At 41.7% G+C, this 15,216-nt stretch carries 12 protein-coding genes; 6 read left to right on the top strand and 6 right to left on the bottom strand.

Annotated features, from left to right (window positions below; translation table 11 throughout):
* Positions 1-34 precede the first annotated feature (34 nt).
* Positions 35-1,948 (bottom strand): acetate--CoA ligase, encoded by a 1,914-nt coding sequence (gene acs, locus AQPE_RS15725; RefSeq protein ID WP_318347454.1) that lies wholly within the window; start codon positions 1,946-1,948, stop codon positions 35-37.
* Between the two features lie 124 nt (positions 1,949-2,072).
* Positions 2,073-3,467, bottom strand: coding sequence for a glycoside hydrolase family 140 protein (locus tag AQPE_RS15730; RefSeq protein WP_318347455.1), 1,395 nt, complete (start codon positions 3,465-3,467; stop codon positions 2,073-2,075).
* Between the two features lie 133 nt (positions 3,468-3,600).
* Between AQPE_RS15730 and AQPE_RS15735 the strand changes: the two genes are divergently transcribed.
* The 6 genes from AQPE_RS15735 to AQPE_RS15760 all read left to right on the top strand — a co-directional run bounded on the left by AQPE_RS15735 (position 3,601) and on the right by AQPE_RS15760 (position 7,372).
* Positions 3,601-4,659 carry an SDR family oxidoreductase gene (locus AQPE_RS15735; protein WP_318347456.1) on the top strand — a complete coding sequence of 353 codons (1,059 nt, stop codon included), beginning with the start codon at positions 3,601-3,603 and terminating at the stop codon, positions 4,657-4,659.
* A 1-nt stretch (position 4,660) separates the two neighbouring features.
* Complete coding sequence (locus tag AQPE_RS15740) at positions 4,661-5,305, top strand: NAD(P)H-binding protein (protein WP_318347457.1); 645 nt, start codon at positions 4,661-4,663, stop codon at positions 5,303-5,305.
* Between the two features lie 60 nt (positions 5,306-5,365).
* The gene (locus tag AQPE_RS15745) at positions 5,366-5,800 is read left to right on the top strand and encodes a hypothetical protein (RefSeq protein WP_318347458.1); all 435 of its coding nucleotides are present in this window, start codon (positions 5,366-5,368) and stop codon (positions 5,798-5,800) included.
* 413 nt (positions 5,801-6,213) lie between these two features.
* Positions 6,214-6,426 (top strand): DUF3098 domain-containing protein, encoded by a 213-nt coding sequence (locus AQPE_RS15750; protein WP_318347459.1) that lies wholly within the window; start codon positions 6,214-6,216, stop codon positions 6,424-6,426.
* Positions 6,423-7,001, top strand: a complete 579-nt coding sequence (locus AQPE_RS15755; RefSeq protein WP_318347460.1) for an RNA polymerase sigma factor — start codon at positions 6,423-6,425, stop codon at positions 6,999-7,001. The genes AQPE_RS15750 and AQPE_RS15755 overlap by 4 nt, the downstream gene beginning before the upstream one ends.
* An 11-nt stretch (positions 7,002-7,012) precedes the next feature.
* Complete coding sequence (locus AQPE_RS15760; RefSeq protein WP_318347461.1) at positions 7,013-7,372, top strand: hypothetical protein; 360 nt, start codon at positions 7,013-7,015, stop codon at positions 7,370-7,372.
* Positions 7,373-7,491: 119 nt separating this feature from the next.
* Here the strand turns inward: AQPE_RS15760 and AQPE_RS15765 are convergent, their stop codons facing one another.
* The 4 genes from AQPE_RS15765 to AQPE_RS15780 all read right to left on the bottom strand — a co-directional run bounded on the left by AQPE_RS15765 (position 7,492) and on the right by AQPE_RS15780 (position 15,032).
* On the bottom strand, positions 7,492-10,479 hold the full coding sequence (locus tag AQPE_RS15765; protein WP_318347462.1) for a glycosyltransferase family 117 protein: 2,988 nt from the start codon (positions 10,477-10,479) through the stop codon (positions 7,492-7,494).
* Positions 10,480-10,720: 241 nt separating this feature from the next.
* Entirely contained in the window at positions 10,721-11,509 is a 789-nt protein-coding gene (locus tag AQPE_RS15770) for a 3-keto-disaccharide hydrolase (protein WP_318347463.1), read from the bottom strand.
* Between the two features lie 83 nt (positions 11,510-11,592).
* Entirely contained in the window at positions 11,593-11,847 is a 255-nt protein-coding gene (locus AQPE_RS15775; protein WP_318347464.1) for a DNA-binding protein, read from the bottom strand.
* A gap of 245 nt (positions 11,848-12,092) precedes the next feature.
* The gene (locus tag AQPE_RS15780; protein ID WP_318347465.1) at positions 12,093-15,032 is read right to left on the bottom strand and encodes a glycoside hydrolase family 3 N-terminal domain-containing protein; all 2,940 of its coding nucleotides are present in this window, start codon (positions 15,030-15,032) and stop codon (positions 12,093-12,095) included.
* Between the last annotated feature and the right edge of the window lie 184 nt (positions 15,033-15,216).

The following is a 15,216-nucleotide window of genomic DNA, read 5'->3' on the forward strand; positions in this document are numbered from 1 at the left end:
ACAATCTATGAAAACTGTGACTGGCAACTGACCACTATCTTTTCACTTCAACCAATGCGCCGTCAATAATTTTAACAACAACATCTTCGTCGAGCAGGGTAGTAATGTCGCCCAGATTTGTTGCATCGCCTTCGGCCACTTTCCGGAGTATGCGGCGCATGATTTTTCCTGAACGTGTTTTCGGCAATCCCGGAACCAACTGGATTAAATCAGGCCGGGCAAATGGACCAATCATGCTGGTAACTGCCATCTTGATGCTCTTCCGGATGCCTTCTTCGCCACCGGTCGAAAGTTCGCCGCAAACCACGAACGCGTAAATCCCTTGTCCTTTAATCGAATGTGGATAGCCAACCACTGCCGATTCGTTTACCAACGGGTGAGCATTGATGGCATTCTCGATTTCAGCAGTACCGAGCCGGTGTCCTGAAACGTTAATCACATCGTCAACACGGCCAAGGATGCGGTAATATCCGTCTTCGTCGCGCTGTGCTCCATCTCCGGTGAAATACATGTTCCTGAAAGTTGAGAAATACGTCTGCCTGAAACGGTCGTGGTCGCCCCAAATGGTGCGTGCCATACCGGGCCATGGGAATTTCATGCAGAGGTTTCCTTTTACACTATTCCCTGTGAGTTCTTTTCCTACTTCATTCACTATTACCGGCTGAATTCCAGGCAGTGGCAAAGTTGCAAACGAAGGTTTTGTTGGTATGATTCCCGGCAATGGACTGATCATTACTCCACCGGTTTCGGTTTGCCACCAGGTATCCACAATCGGACAACGGTTGCGCCCAATGTGGTCGTGATACCAATGCCAGGCTTCTTCGTTGATGGGCTCACCAACGGTTCCCAACACTTTCAGTGACGACAAATCCTTATTGGTTATGTGTTCCATGCCCATTGCCAACAGTGAGCGAATTGCAGTTGGTGCGGTATAAAATTGGTTGACTTTGTATTTGTCAACAATATCCCAGAAACGTCCGGCATCGGGCCATGTTGGAATTCCCTCAAACATCAGTGTTTGTGCGCCATTCAGGAGCGGGCCATAAACAATGTACGAATGGCCGGTAATCCAGCCAATGTCGGCCGTGCAGAAATAAATATCACCGGCATTGTACTGAAATACATTGTGAAAAGTATAGGCCGAATAGACCATGTAGCCAGCCGTAGTATGCACAATTCCTTTAGGTTTGCCCGTAGATCCTGAAGTGTAAAGGATGAACAGATTATCTTCGGCATCCATTTCTTCTGCTACGCATTCGTCTGATTGCCCCTCAATAGCCTTGTGCCACCAGATGTCGCGGCCTTCGACCATTTTAATGTTCGATTTGGTTCGCTCATAAACAATCACTGTTTCAACGCCGGGACAACTCTGCAAAGCTTCGTCAACTATATTTTTAAGCGGGGTTATTTTTTCGCCACGGAAACCTCCATCGGCAGTCAATACAATTTTTGCTTCGGCATCAATAATCCGATCAGCCAGTGAAGCAGCCGAGAAGCCGGCAAAAACGACTGAATGAATGGCGCCAATTCGGGCACAGGCCAGCATGGCAATGGTCAGTTCCGGTATCATTGGCATGTAAATAGCCACCCGATCGCCTTTCAGGACTCCAAGGTTTTTGAGCGAATTGGCAAATCGATTGACTTCCAGGTATAATTCGCTATAAGTTAATGTTCTTGATTGTTCGTCCGGATTGTTAGGTTCCCAGATTAGGGCAGGTTGATTACCAATTGTGTACAGATTTCGCTCAAAAATATTTTCAGTAATGTTTAATTTTCCTCCAGAAAACCATTTGATCGAAGGACCTTCGAAGTCCCATTCGAGAACTTTATCGCAGCGTTTGTGCCAATAGAAATCTTCGGCAACTTCAGCCCAAAAAGCTTCGGGGTTGGCAATACTTTTCTGGTATTCGTGGATGTAGCCTCCTAAACTGTGAATTTTTGCGGTCATTGTTATTCTAATTAGGTTTATAAAAGAGTTTTATATACGAAATAGAATACTAAACAAGCCAAATGAATTTTAGTTGACTGTCTGATCGTTAGATTCTTGTTGAAAATGTAGGAGTGTATATTGCTTATTTTCCTGGAGTTCCGAAGTTTGTCTCTTTATTGTCGATTACCAGAATCCAGTCGTTTCCGCGTCCGCTGGTTGTAGGTTTAAATTCCTGAATTCCGCTGTTGGCAAGCTCTTTCAGCTTGGTCGTTTCACCCGTGCGTGGATTGTACCACCAAATAACCGATTGTTTCCAGCCCAATTTTTCAAGATTAATATTTGCAGCCCAACCTGTCGGAATGTAAACAAAAGCATAGCTTTTACCTTTGGTCGCTACAATGTAGTCAGTTTCGGGCATGTAATCGTTGGTTAGTAATTCCTGAAATGGAATTCTTTCGGTCATGGGCCGGCTTTCCATGAGTCGACGAACATTGATCATATCACCCGCTCCGGGTAAATCAAGATCATCGTACCAGGTGTGACGGGCAAAACCCACCGGGGCTCTTTCGGGAGTCAGCATTTGCCAAATGGCATGGCAACCATAAGTATGTCCAAATCCTCCTGAAAATAAATTCCAGTAAGCCGCCTGACGAACATCGGCCTCGTCGAACCAACCCAGAATTTCAGGTTTCCAATCATGCGGATGATCTTCGTAGCGCGGTTCCCCGTTAAACGTAGGTTTTACGGGTTGAAGCTGGTAATCTGGAATCAGAAGTTTTTTATAAGCTGCATACGAGCGTTCGCCATGCCCGGTTTGCATCATATTGAAATCGAGCCAATCCTGATTTTGAAACCATTTCGACGAGCTTGATCCTCCCCAAGGGTGAAAAGTCATCAGATGGTTTTTATCCACCGATTTTATTCCGGTAGCCAAAGCATTCCAGACTTCAAAATTTGCACCACCACCCTGACGGTCGCCTCCATTGATCCATATGATGTTCGGGTAATCTTTATAGCGGTTACCAATCCATTTCCCATATTGAAAAGCATTTTCTTTGTTGAAGATGACTGGTCCGATGCCCCATTGCTTATCGACTTTGTCGCCCCAGGTGGGCAGAAGTCCTATGAAAATACCTTTCTCTTCTGCTTTTTTGATAACCCAATCGACATGTGCAAAATATTTTTCGTTCGGTTGAGCAGGATCATTATCGACGAGTGGTTTTTCGCCCTTCATATTGGGCGTATTTAATCCGTCGAGCTCGGCCAATGCTACTGCCTGAATAACCGTGAACCCTTTCTGCCGGCGGTTTTCCAGATATTTATCTGCATCCTGCTTGGTCAGGCGGTGAAAAAGTTCCCATCCGGTATCAGCGAGATAAAAGAAATTTGCACCATTTTCAAATTCGAGAAATCGCTTGTTCGCGGAAACTTTGAGTTTGCCATTTCTGAAATTAACTGATGGGCCTTGCCATATGATTTCCTGAGCGTTTACGTTTAAAAACACTCCTAAAACAAAAAGTAGTAGTATTCGTTTCATGGTTTATTCTGAGTTTTGTTGTTAGTAAGGTTTGACGAATTTAGCCATTTTATTGCTTTTCTGGTTTTGAAACAACTTAATACAATAATATTTCTAATTTTATTCAACTCTTTTAAGATTAATTAAATAGATCATGAAAACTATAGATCAATCAAAACCAATTTTAGTTACAGGAGGTACCGGTTACCTGGCTTCGTGGATTATTAAACAATTATTGGATGAAGGGAAAGAGGTTCGGACAACAGTTCGAAACCTGTCTCAAAAAGATAAATCGGCACATCTGACGGCATTAGCTGTAAAAAGCAAGGGGACATTGACCTTCTTTGAGGCTGATCTGCTTAAGAAAGGAAGTTTCACTGAAGCCATGGCTGGCTGCGAACTGGTTATTCACACAGCATCGCCATTTAAAATTTCAGGATTAAAAAATGCCCAAAAAGAGTTGGTTGAGCCTGCGCTTGAAGGAACGAGAAATGTGCTGGAGTCGGTAAATTCGACAGAAAGTGTAAAGCGTGTTGTGTTGACTTCAAGCATTGTGGCCATTTATGGCGATGCTGTAGATATTCAGAAAACAGCAAATGGAATTTTTACAGAAGAGGATTGGAACTTTTCGAGTTCGGTTGATCATCAACCTTATCCCTATTCGAAAACATTGGCCGAGAAGCTGGCCTGGGAAATGGCTGGCAAGCAAAATCGATGGGATCTTCTGACAATTAATCCCGGATTTATAATGGGGCCATCACTTAGCAAACGAACCGATTCAACCAGTATTGACATCATGATTCAGTTGGCAACCGGTAAATTTAAAACAGGTGTTCCTTCAGGCGAAATGGGATTTATCGACGTTCGCGATGTTGCAAAAGCTCATATTCTGGCTGGTTTTAGCCAGACGGCTTCTGGTCGTCATATCTGTGTATCCGAGCAAAAAACATTTTTAGATATGGCGAATGTCATTAAGGCAAGTTATCCGAAATATCCGCTACCAAAGGGATTTGTTCCGAAATGGCTGTTCTGGCTGATTGCTCCCCTTGCCGGTTTTACCCGAAAATACGTAAAACTGAATGTTGGGATTGATTTGAAATTTGACAGCAGTTATATCCGAAAAGATTTGGGAATCGAGTTTATTCCGTTTGAAAAAACGATTACCGATCATTTTGAGCAAATCTTAAATGACGACATTGTAAAAAGAAAATAATATGCGACAAACAGCAAATGTAATTGGAGCAAGCGGACTCGTTGGACATGAATTGCTGGCGCAATTGCTTGATCATTCTGAATTTGAAAAAGTCCGGATTTTTGTTCGCAGATCGACGGGTATTGTTCACCCAAAGCTTGAAGAACAAATCATCGACTTTGATCAGACAGAAAGCTGGATACATCTGGTTAAGGGGGACGTGCTATTTTCGACATTGGGCACAACCATTAAAACGGCGAAAACCAAAGAAAATCAGTATCGGGTTGATTTTACCTACCAGTACGAATTTGCCAAAGCAGCTTCAGAAAACGGGGTTGATGCTTACCTGTTAGTCTCGTCGTTGGGTGCCAATCCACAATCATCAGTGTCTTATTCGCGGATGAAAGGCGAACTGGAAGATGCTGTTGCCAAACTGCCGTTTAAAAAGTTGTTTATTATACGGCCTTCTATTTTGGATGGCAATCGTCAGGAGAAAAGGGCAGGAGAGAAGGTCGGCCTGATCTTGAGTCGTTTTGTGACAAGGTTTATGCTGAGAGCGTACAAGCCAACTCCTGTCGATTTACTGGCATCAAAAATGATTCGTTTGTCGTTGGAAAATGTGCCCGGAATTCGAACGATTGGTGGACTTGAACTGTTTCAGAATTAATTTTTTCAACCAAAACGGGTTTCATTCGTTTAGTATCGAAACACTTTAATTTCAGAAAACATGTACACTGGTTTTTTACATTTACACAATACCTTACGCTGGTTAATTCTGCTCAGCCTGGTTATTACCCTGGTTAAATATGTTTCAGGATGGCTGGGTAATCAGCCCTGGAAAAAGAGCGATAATATTTTGGGCATTGTTTTTACTTCGCTCATGGATATCCAGTTGTTGACTGGGTTGGTGCTTTATTTCTTCCTGAGTCCGATTACCAAGTTGGCGATGTCCGATTTTGGAGCCGCCATGAAAGATTCCGGAATTCGATTTTACGCTGTCGAGCATTTTTCGATGATGTTAATTGCCGTTGTTCTGGTTCACATTGGTCGTGCCAAATCGAAAAAAGCCAAGACAGATTTGGCTAAATTTAAAACAGCAACTATTTTCTATCTGTTGGCTTTAGTTATTATTCTGGCAGCTATTCCATGGAGTAGGGTATAAATCAGAGATCTATTGAATGAAATCGCCACTAAGGGAATCTGAAAATTCTTTTAGTGGCGATTTTTTTTAAATCGATATCCATTTTTTTTACCTAAAATGAGAAGCAGTCCATTCTCGACAGATCGGCCTCGGCCGGTGAGCCGAAAAACAAGTGAGGACGGCGTTATAAAATCTTTTCTGTTTGAGCCGTTAGGCGAGTTTAAAAGATTTTAGCCGTCTAGCGCTAGTTTTTCGAGCGAATCGGGCGTAGCCTTGACTTTTTTTGATTACTTTTTTGTCTTAAGACAAAAAAGTAATTGGGGTTTGGGGTGAAGCCCCAAAAGTTGGATCAACTGGATATACAACCTGATATTCATATTTTTTTTCATTCCTGATGAACCTTTCGTTTTTGGCGTGTACAGAAACTAAAAATCATGATCTTTACCAAAAAGAAATACCAGATTTTGATTCTGATACTCAGTTTCATAATTTTGGGCTTTGTGTTGATGAGTGGAGGCAGTTCCAGTGATCCGAATGTTTTTAATCCTGAGGTATTCAGTTTTCGGCGAATTACTTTAGCTCCACTGGTAATTATTGGTTCGTATTCGGCACTTATTTGGTTAATCTTAAAAAAATCGGCGAATTGATTTTCCGGAGAAAAAATAGAGCTTATAGCGACAGCGAACTGATGCAGCAAATCGTTTCGGGTGATCAGGCTGCTTTCAGCGAACTTTACCTTCGGTATAAAGACCGGATGTACTATTATTTTTATCGGATGCTGGGGAATTCGGCCGATTCTGCCAATGATTTTTTGCAGGAGCTTTTTATGAAATTGATTGAAAAGCCTGAAAGTTATAATCCGGAGTATCGGTTTTCGACCTGGCTGTATTCGGTTGCCAACAACATGTGCAAAAACGAATACCGCAGGCGTGGCATTCGTCAGGAATTTCAGGAAGCTGAAGCTTTGGAACCTCAAATCGATTATTTATCGGATTCGAGCATTGAACACGAACAGGTTGTCGAAAAGATTTTTGCGACACTTGATTCGCTGGGAGAAGAGCATCGCTCGGCTTTTTTGCTGCGGTATCGCGAGGGGTTTTCGATTAAAGAAGTAGCCGAAATATTGGAACTTCCGGAAGGAACAGTCAAATCGCGGCTGTTTTATGCGAAAAAACTGCTGGCTGAAAAGCTGGAATATTTAAAAGATGAAATTGAATTTTAAGACCAAACATCATGAATAAGAATTCAGAACAATTGATTTCAAAAGCGCTTCGTAACGATCGTATTGGTGAACCAGATAAGGCTGTAGAAGATCGCCTGATGTATGCATTTTTATTGAAGAATAGCAAAACCAGAGTGAGGCAGAATTCGTTTTCGAGTTTCGCCGGATGGTTATTTTCAGGACAAAGTTTTGCTGTGAAAACAGTCATGGTGTCGATGATACTTTTCTTTTCAATTTTCAATAACCAATTTACTTTCGACTCCGGAAAGATCAGTGCAAGCGATTCCATTTCCAGCCAACGCTTTCTGGTTGCCGATAGCGCCCATTTTATTCAGTTGGTCGATTCACTTCGTGTCGATAGTTTGAATTGATCCAAGAATCCTTTTAAATAGAAATGCCGCATAGAAGTTTCGTTCTATGCGGCATTTGTTTTTATGCTGCAGAATTCATCTGATGACTCGAAGTCATCGGATGAATAGATCAAGCGAAATTATTCAAGTTTTCCGGCAAATACCATCAACTTTTCTTTCATGCTTTTTAATTCGGATTCCGGAAGTGTATCTGCGGCTTGTTTTATCAGTTCGTTGTACAGCGACAATTGAAAACTGGCTTCATCCAAAACGGATTCTTTCTGATTCGACGGGAAGCTTGAGTAATATTTCAGTCCTTCTTCAAGCGATTTGGCCAGATTCTGGAACCGAACTTCTCCCAATTGTTTCTGCCCGTTTCGCTCATATAAACTAGCCAACAGAATACTTTGATAATCTACAGGCCAATTTTTCAGACTCATGACTTGTTCTGCTTTCTTCAAAACTTCCGTCGCTTTCTCAGGCTGTTTTTCCTCCGTCAATTGATTGGCGAGGCGATAAAAAGCATTTCTGATTTGCATGGTGGCAAACATGCGCCGGTGGTGCCAGTCGAAATTAATCGATGGATCGGCCAGATTGTCCCAGTTGCATTTTTGCATCAGGTTGGTGTACAGATTTTCAGTTTCAATTTTACCAATGTCGAGAATTGAACTACTGTCGGTCTTTTGATCAGTTAGCCGGTAAACCAATCCGTCGTAAATCAGGTTATTTTTCAATCCATGTTCATCGGGGTCAACCCAAGTCGTAAAGCAAATGGGACGCTTCCCCTGGTTGGAAGAAATAATATCGTAGAAAGCGAGGTCTCCCTTGTTAATGGCTCTTTTGTTGAGTTCAAAATGAATCGGTTCCTGATCTGGAAATTGCAGCCTGATTTTATTTACCGGAATGTAACTGATTTGTTCACCATTTTCAACAGTCAGTTTAGTTTTCGATGAGTCGCTGGCCACAAATTCAAGAACATCGGTCATGTGTTGCTCTGTCTCAATTTTTGGAACAACATACACGTAATCGAGTTGTCCGGTTTGATATTTTTCGAGTGGAACCGTCATTTTTAATGGTTCGTTTTCGTAGATTTTTCGTTGCAATTGGCCGATGTACCATTCAGCCGACAAATAGGGCATCACCACAACGCGAACATCGCGGCGAATGCCTTCCACTTCCTGGCGGTACCACAACGGATAGGTATCGTTGTCGGCATGAGTGAACAGTATAGCATTCGGCTTGCACGATTCGAGGTAATTCCGGGCTAAATCGCGGGCCGAATACCTTCCGGAGCGATCATGATCATCGTAGTTTTGAGACAGTAGAAGCATTGGCGAGGCAAGCAGACATACCGCCAATGTGGTGGTAATCGCTAATTTTTCTTTCATCAATTTCTGAAACTGACTGAACAGAAACAATGCTCCGAATCCAATCCAGATGCAGAAAACATAGAATGAACCCACATAAACATAGTCGCGTTCGCGTGGCGTGTTTGGAACTTCGTTGAGGTAAGCAACCAGCGCAAAACTCATCAGGAAAAAGAGCAAACCCGTGACCAGAAAGTTTTGACGATCGTTTCGGTATTGAAAAGCTAAACCCAACAGACCCAGAATAAGTGGAAGGAAGTAGTATGAATTTCGTCCTTTGTTTTCCTTTGCTGATGTGGGCAGGTTTTCCTGTGGTCCGGCAACCTGTTTGTCGATTAGCGGAATTCCCGATTGCCAGTTTCCGTTCAGTAATCCGCCAGTTCCCTGGATGTCGTTTTGGCGGCCAGCAAAATTCCACATGAAGTACCGGATGTACATGAAACCCAGTTGGTAGTTCAGGAAAAATGATAGGTTTTCATGAAAAGTGGGTACGATTATTTCTGTTTGTTTTCCATCTTCATCGGTTGTCATCACCCTACGCCCTTTAAAATTGAACTGTTTTTTATACGCGTCAATGTGTTCAGGATCGTTGCTGTGCATTCGTGGAAAGAATCCAATGGTTCTTGGATCGTATTCAATTTTTGCATTCAGTTTACTTTTGATGTATTTTCCATCTTTGGCAATCCAGGTTTCGCGCTCTTTGTATCCGGTAACCACCGAAGCGAAATTTTCGCCGTATAAGATGGGGCGAGTGCCGTACTGTTCGCGGTTTAGGTAATTCAGAAGGCTAAAAGTTGTTTCAGGATCGCCCTGATTGACGGGAACATTGGCCGAAGCCCTGACAATTGTTGCCACATACGATGTATATCCGACTAATAAGAAGGTGAGGCACAGTAAAGCCAGATTGAGTTTGGGCAACTGTTTTCGGTGGCTGTATATGATTCCTCCTGAAAGCAATGCAATGAGCAAAATAACATAGGTAATTAATCCGGAATGAATGGGGAAATGCAGGCTGTTTACAAAAAATAGTTCCAGATTCTTGGATAAATCGAGAATTCCGGGGATAAAAATCTGAAGCAATGAAACAATGCCGATTCCGCTGATCAGGATAGCTGCTATTAATCCCTTTAGCGAGTAGTTATATTTCCTGAAATAGATGATAAGTCCAACTGATGGGATGACCAGCAGATTCAGCAGATGCACTCCAATAGAAAGCCCAATCAGGAAAAAGATCAGCACAATCCATCGCGATGAATCGGGTTGGTCGGCTTCGCGTTCCCAGCGCGTGGCTGCCCAAAGTACAACTGCACTAAAAAGTGATGAAAGTGCATAAACTTCGGCTTCAACTGCCGAGAACCAAAACGAATCGGTGAAGGCAAACGATAAAGCTCCAATTGCTGCGGCTCCGAATTTCAGGAATAGAGGGAATTGGCGGCCTTGCTTTTGTTCCAGTTTTGAAACCAACCAAACAATGGTCCAAAAGAGGAATAAAATTGTTGCCGCACTCGCAACTGCCGATACGAGATTTATTGCGTAGGCAGCATGTGTTGGATTTCCGAAGCTGAAAAGGGAAAAAATGCGTCCCAAAAGCATAAATAGCGGAGCTCCTGGCGAATGGTTGATTTCGAGTTTGTAAGCCGAAGTTAAAAATTCGCCGCAATCCCAAAGACTTAGCGTTGGTTCAAGGGTTAAAACATAAATTATGAGCGAGACGACAAAGACGCCCCATCCGGTAAGGTTATTTATTTTTTGCTGATTCATGTGGATACTTTTTCATTCAGTACACGCCGAAATGAAAAAGTTCAGGAAAGCGGATGATTTTTAAACTGAGGCTGTCTCAAAAGTCTAAACAATCGCAATTCTCGTCATTCCGAATTTATTTCGGAATCTGACAAACAGTGCGTTGAGATCCTGAAACCCCGCCTGCCAAGCGAGCGGTCAGGAAGTTCAGGATGACGGGATTAACGACTCCTGATACAGCCGCGGTCTAAAAATAAATTGTTCATTTCAAATATTCAGCAGGTATTCCTTTAATCTTTTCGATTTCGATTTTCCGGATGAAAAACTCGCCGCCTTCAGATTGTATCTGGATTTTCCCTTTGGTAAGTGGAACTTTTAATCCGTTTTCAACTTTGCTGCAATTGGTATTGACCATCACTAGTTGTCCATTGTCCACGTGAACAGATGTTTGGCCGAAGCAATATAAATCAACTGTATTCCATTCGCCCAATGGCATTTCAGCATCTTTAGCCTTTTTAATCGAGCGACCATTATCTTTTTCGCTGAATGAAGTTGATTGACCTTCAGGAGAATAAATGTAATTTTTACCATCATCACTTTTTACGACTTTAGTCTCGCAATACGTGTTGGCCATCAGGTAGGTGTCGCCCATGCTTTCGTGCATCAGTTGATGTTCGATGGTTGCCATCCAGGTTCCAAAAGCTGCGCCAAACGGGCCAAAACTGTGGTAGAGTAAACCGCTGTTGCGTTTGCCATATACTTTTTCACCCCATTTGTATTCAAGGTGAAGGTGATAGTTTTCGTATTCGGCTTTAGTCGCGAGAGAGGCAAAAATATCTCCGGAAATGTGGATTACTTTTTGTCCATTCAATTCGGTAACGCTGTAAGTTGAGGCTGGTGTTGCTTTTTTAGCGAGTTCTTCGAATCCAGTGATCGGACTTCCGAGAAAGATATCCCAGTTTTTCAGATTCTTCCCGTTAAAAAGTGATTTTTGACCGAAAGTTATTGTTGACAAGAAACAAAAGGTAAACACAAGTAAAAGGTTTTTCATGATTGTTGGTTTAGGTTAAGTTGAACAAAAAAAAACTGCCCCATAAAGATAGGGCAGTCTATTGGAATAATAAAATGTAATTTTTAGTTCGAATGAGATGCAAGCAATTGTTGAGCTCTTTCTAAAATGGCCGTATCGTCGAGGAGAACTACGCCTCCATCGGGTCCCGGTTCGATGTGTAATCCAACAGATTTACCTTTTACATAGTTTGCGCCTCCAAAATAATTCCTGACGGTTTCTACTTCAATTCCAAATTCCTGCGCAATTTGACTGATGGAACCGGCAGGTAAACTGTCTTTGATGTGACGTAGCTCATTAAAAGTGATTTTTCTATCCATGACATTAAGTTTTTATGGTTGTACACTCTTTTTACTTTCAAACACAGCTTAAAGTTAAAATTAATATAGAAATAACAATGGGGTAACGCTTATGTTTTAATGGCAGGTTTTCGAAAAATTGCATTTTGTTTGCTGCTTAACAATTTGTTATTTGAGGCTCATTACATATTCTGTGGGTGTTATAGGATGAAAGGATTGTTACAATGCGATGAATTAACTATTAAAAATTTAACAATTTTTAATAGTTAATTGAGTCCATTCTGAATGGCGTCGTAAATAGCCTGATGCATTGACGTTTGAATATTTAAATCAGAAATCGCAGTATGGCTTCTGCTGGGGTAAACTCTGTTAGAAAGAAAGATAAACAGAAGTTGATTTTTGGGATCCATCCAAACAAAAGTTCCCGTAAATCCGGTGTGCCCGTAACTTTCCGGACTTGCATCTGTAGCTGGAAATTTATTTTTTTCATCTCGGGTGAGTGGGTTTGACTTGTCGAATCCGAGTGCACGGTGGTTTGAACTTTGTGGAAACTGAACTTTAGTAAATTCGTTGATTGTTTCTGGAGAAATATATTGTTTACCTCCATAATAGCCTTGCTGAAGATACATTTGCATGACTTTGGCCAGATCGTTAGCATTGCTGAAAAGCCCGGCATTGCCCGAAACACCTCCTAATACAGCTGCCATTTCGTCGTGTACAAACCCTTGCAAAAGTTCTTTCCTGAATGTTTGATCATCTTCAGTGGGGGCAATTTGTGGAATGGGATATCGTTCGTATGGTTTGAACCCAACAGAATTGGCTCCAAGAGGTTTGTAAAATTCTTTGTTCAGATACTCTTGGAAAGTCATAGTTGTTAGTCGTTCAGTTACAAAACGTAAAAGTCCGAATCCTAAATCGGAGTACACAAATTCCTTTTTGGAAAGGAGTGGAGATTTGACGATGTCGCTGATTACTTGTTTTTCAAAATCATTTCTGACATACATGTCTTTCGAAATCCGAATAGGAAATTGGTCGGAGGGTTGATCTTTGAAAGCCCTTTTTCGGAGGATCGATTTTGTTTCACGTTCGAGATAGAACGGAATATAGGGTTGAAGGCGCGCCTGATGTGTCAACACATCACGGACGGTCAATTCTGCTTTATTCGATTTTTTAAATTCGGTGAAATAGTTCGATAAAGGGGCGTCCAGATTTATCTTTTTCTCATCGTACAATTTCATAACTGCCGGAAGTGGGGCTGCTATTTTAGTGATCGAAGCCAAATCGTAAAGTACATCGTTTTGCACAGGTGAAATTTTGTCGTATGTCAGGAATCCGTAACTTTTGTTCATGATGACATTTCCTCCTTTCGCAATTAAAACCTGACATCCGGGAAATGCTTTCGCTTCAATCCCAAGCTCAGCAATAGAATCAATCAAATGTTGAAGGTATCCGGAGTTTATATTTACTCCTTCAGGAAGTGTGTATTTTAAGCGTTGAATGTTCCTGATGCCGATGCCCGATTGGATTGGATAAAAATCTTTCACAGTTACCGGCAATTTTCCAGCGGCATCCCTCGCCCCAAAAATGAGTTGAGCAGCCAGCTCTTCCACATCTTTGTCGTCCTGGTAAGCTACAACCAAACTTTGGGCATTTTTGAGTTGTGGAAAATTTGGAAGGGCGTATGGATTTCCAAAGAAAGCGAAAATGGTATGTTGACTATCCAGACCTTCAGTCAAACGAATTTGCTGATCGGTTATTCCAAATCGCCTTGATGGATATAGTCCCAACCCGTGGATGCCCGTGATAACCAGGTTGTACGATTTCAGTTGATTAAGTAGTTCGGCAATTTCTGTGTCTGAAGGGTTTTGGGATATGTTAAAATGATCAACTTGAGTATAATTGCTGAGCATCCTTTGAAAGGAGGTGATTTGTACTGATCCAAGGGCAAGGCTTGCAATTTTTAAAGTGTCAAGCTTTTGAATTGGGAGGATGTTATTCTTGTTTTCAATTACCGTTAGCGATTTCTCATAAAGTTGACTTTTTGTTAAGAGATACTTGTTTTGATTTAGATCGCTGACAAGGTTCTTGGTTTCGATAAGCTTGTGTTGGTCAAGACCAATCCACTTTTTTATGGCCAAAATTTTTCGGCATTTCGAATCAATCTCGTCTTTTGTAATTATTCCTGATTTTACGGCAAGTTTTACGGCCTGAATTGCTTTTCCCAGATTTGGAACAATTTCGACCATATCGTTGCCCGCTTTTAGGGCCCGAACCACCAGTTCTGCCGAAGAAACTTTGCCGACTCCTTTCATATTCATGGCATCAGTAATGATCAATCCTTCAAAACCTAAATCTTTCTTTAGTTTATTTTTGATAATCCGGGAAGACAGTGTTGCCGGAATTTTTGTATTCGATTCGAGAGCCGGAACTTGCAAATGTCCGGTCATAACAGCGCCAATACCTTTATTGATGAGAAATGAAAACGGAAATAACTCGAGAGAATCGAGCTCGCTTTTAGTTCGGTTGATAACTGGGAGTCGCAAATGAGAATCAGTTTGAGTATCACCATGTCCGGGAAAATGCTTTGCTGTAGCCAGCACGCCGGCATCTTGCATTCCGCTTGCATAAAGCCACGATTTTCGGGCTACCTGGATTTTATCTTCACCAAATGAGCGGTAATTAATAACCGGATTGGCTGGATTAATATTTATGTCGCTCACCGGAGCCATGTTCATGTGAATGCCAAGCCTCCGGAATTGTTCTCCAATTTCAAAGCCCATGCGATAAATCAATGAATCATCGGCAATGGCTCCCAAAGCCATTTGTGCCGGATAGTTGATTGTTGAATCTAAACGGAATCCAAGTCCGGTTTCTCCGTCAATAGCCACCAACAAAGGGACATTTGAGGCTTTCTGGAAACTGTTGCAGATTTGGGATTGAGCTAGGGGGCCACCTTGCATAAATATGACTCCACCAACCTGAAATTGAATAATCTGTTTTAGGATTTCTTCAGTCTTTTGATTTTTTTGATTTGAATAGGCCTGAATCATAAATAGTTGCCCTATTTTTTGATCCACCGTTAAGGTTTTCATTAATGAATCAACCCATTGGTCGTTTGAATATTTCAGGAACCCTGGTTTTTCTATTGCGGTTAGTGATCCGGCAAAAAAAGTAATCAGGAGGATTAAAATTGTAAGCTTTTTCATCTGTTGTAAAATCTGGTGGTAAAGTTAGAAAACAATGAATGCATTGCCATTGGTTAAATCAACCCTGCGCCGGAATAACAAATATTAATTTGTTAATGTTACAGATTTTTATTGTTCTGTTTGTAAAATATTGACAATGTGTCTTTTGATGAACAAATTGATAACTATAGCTAAATTTATTTGT

Origin of the sequence: Aquipluma nitroreducens (assembly GCF_009689585.1) — a bacterium.
GTDB lineage: Bacteria > Bacteroidota > Bacteroidia > Bacteroidales > Prolixibacteraceae > Aquipluma > Aquipluma nitroreducens.

What these genes read in the sequence shown, in the direction of transcription:
- acs (WP_318347454.1), bottom strand. Translation starts at nt 1,948, where the DNA reads ATGACCGCAAAAATTCACAGTTTAGGAGGCTACATCCACGAATACCAG.
- AQPE_RS15730 (WP_318347455.1), bottom strand. Translation starts at nt 3,467, where the DNA reads ATGAAACGAATACTACTACTTTTTGTTTTAGGAGTGTTTTTAAACGTA.
- AQPE_RS15735 (WP_318347456.1), top strand. Translation starts at nt 3,601, where the DNA reads ATGAAAACTATAGATCAATCAAAACCAATTTTAGTTACAGGAGGTACC.
- AQPE_RS15740 (WP_318347457.1), top strand. Translation starts at nt 4,661, where the DNA reads ATGCGACAAACAGCAAATGTAATTGGAGCAAGCGGACTCGTTGGACAT.
- AQPE_RS15745 (WP_318347458.1), top strand. Translation starts at nt 5,366, where the DNA reads ATGTACACTGGTTTTTTACATTTACACAATACCTTACGCTGGTTAATT.
- AQPE_RS15750 (WP_318347459.1), top strand. Translation starts at nt 6,214, where the DNA reads ATGATCTTTACCAAAAAGAAATACCAGATTTTGATTCTGATACTCAGT.
- AQPE_RS15760 (WP_318347461.1), top strand. Translation starts at nt 7,013, where the DNA reads ATGAATAAGAATTCAGAACAATTGATTTCAAAAGCGCTTCGTAACGAT.
- AQPE_RS15765 (WP_318347462.1), bottom strand. Translation starts at nt 10,479, where the DNA reads ATGAATCAGCAAAAAATAAATAACCTTACCGGATGGGGCGTCTTTGTC.
- AQPE_RS15770 (WP_318347463.1), bottom strand. Translation starts at nt 11,509, where the DNA reads ATGAAAAACCTTTTACTTGTGTTTACCTTTTGTTTCTTGTCAACAATA.
- AQPE_RS15775 (WP_318347464.1), bottom strand. Translation starts at nt 11,847, where the DNA reads ATGGATAGAAAAATCACTTTTAATGAGCTACGTCACATCAAAGACAGT.
- AQPE_RS15780 (WP_318347465.1), bottom strand. Translation starts at nt 15,032, where the DNA reads ATGAAAAAGCTTACAATTTTAATCCTCCTGATTACTTTTTTTGCCGGA.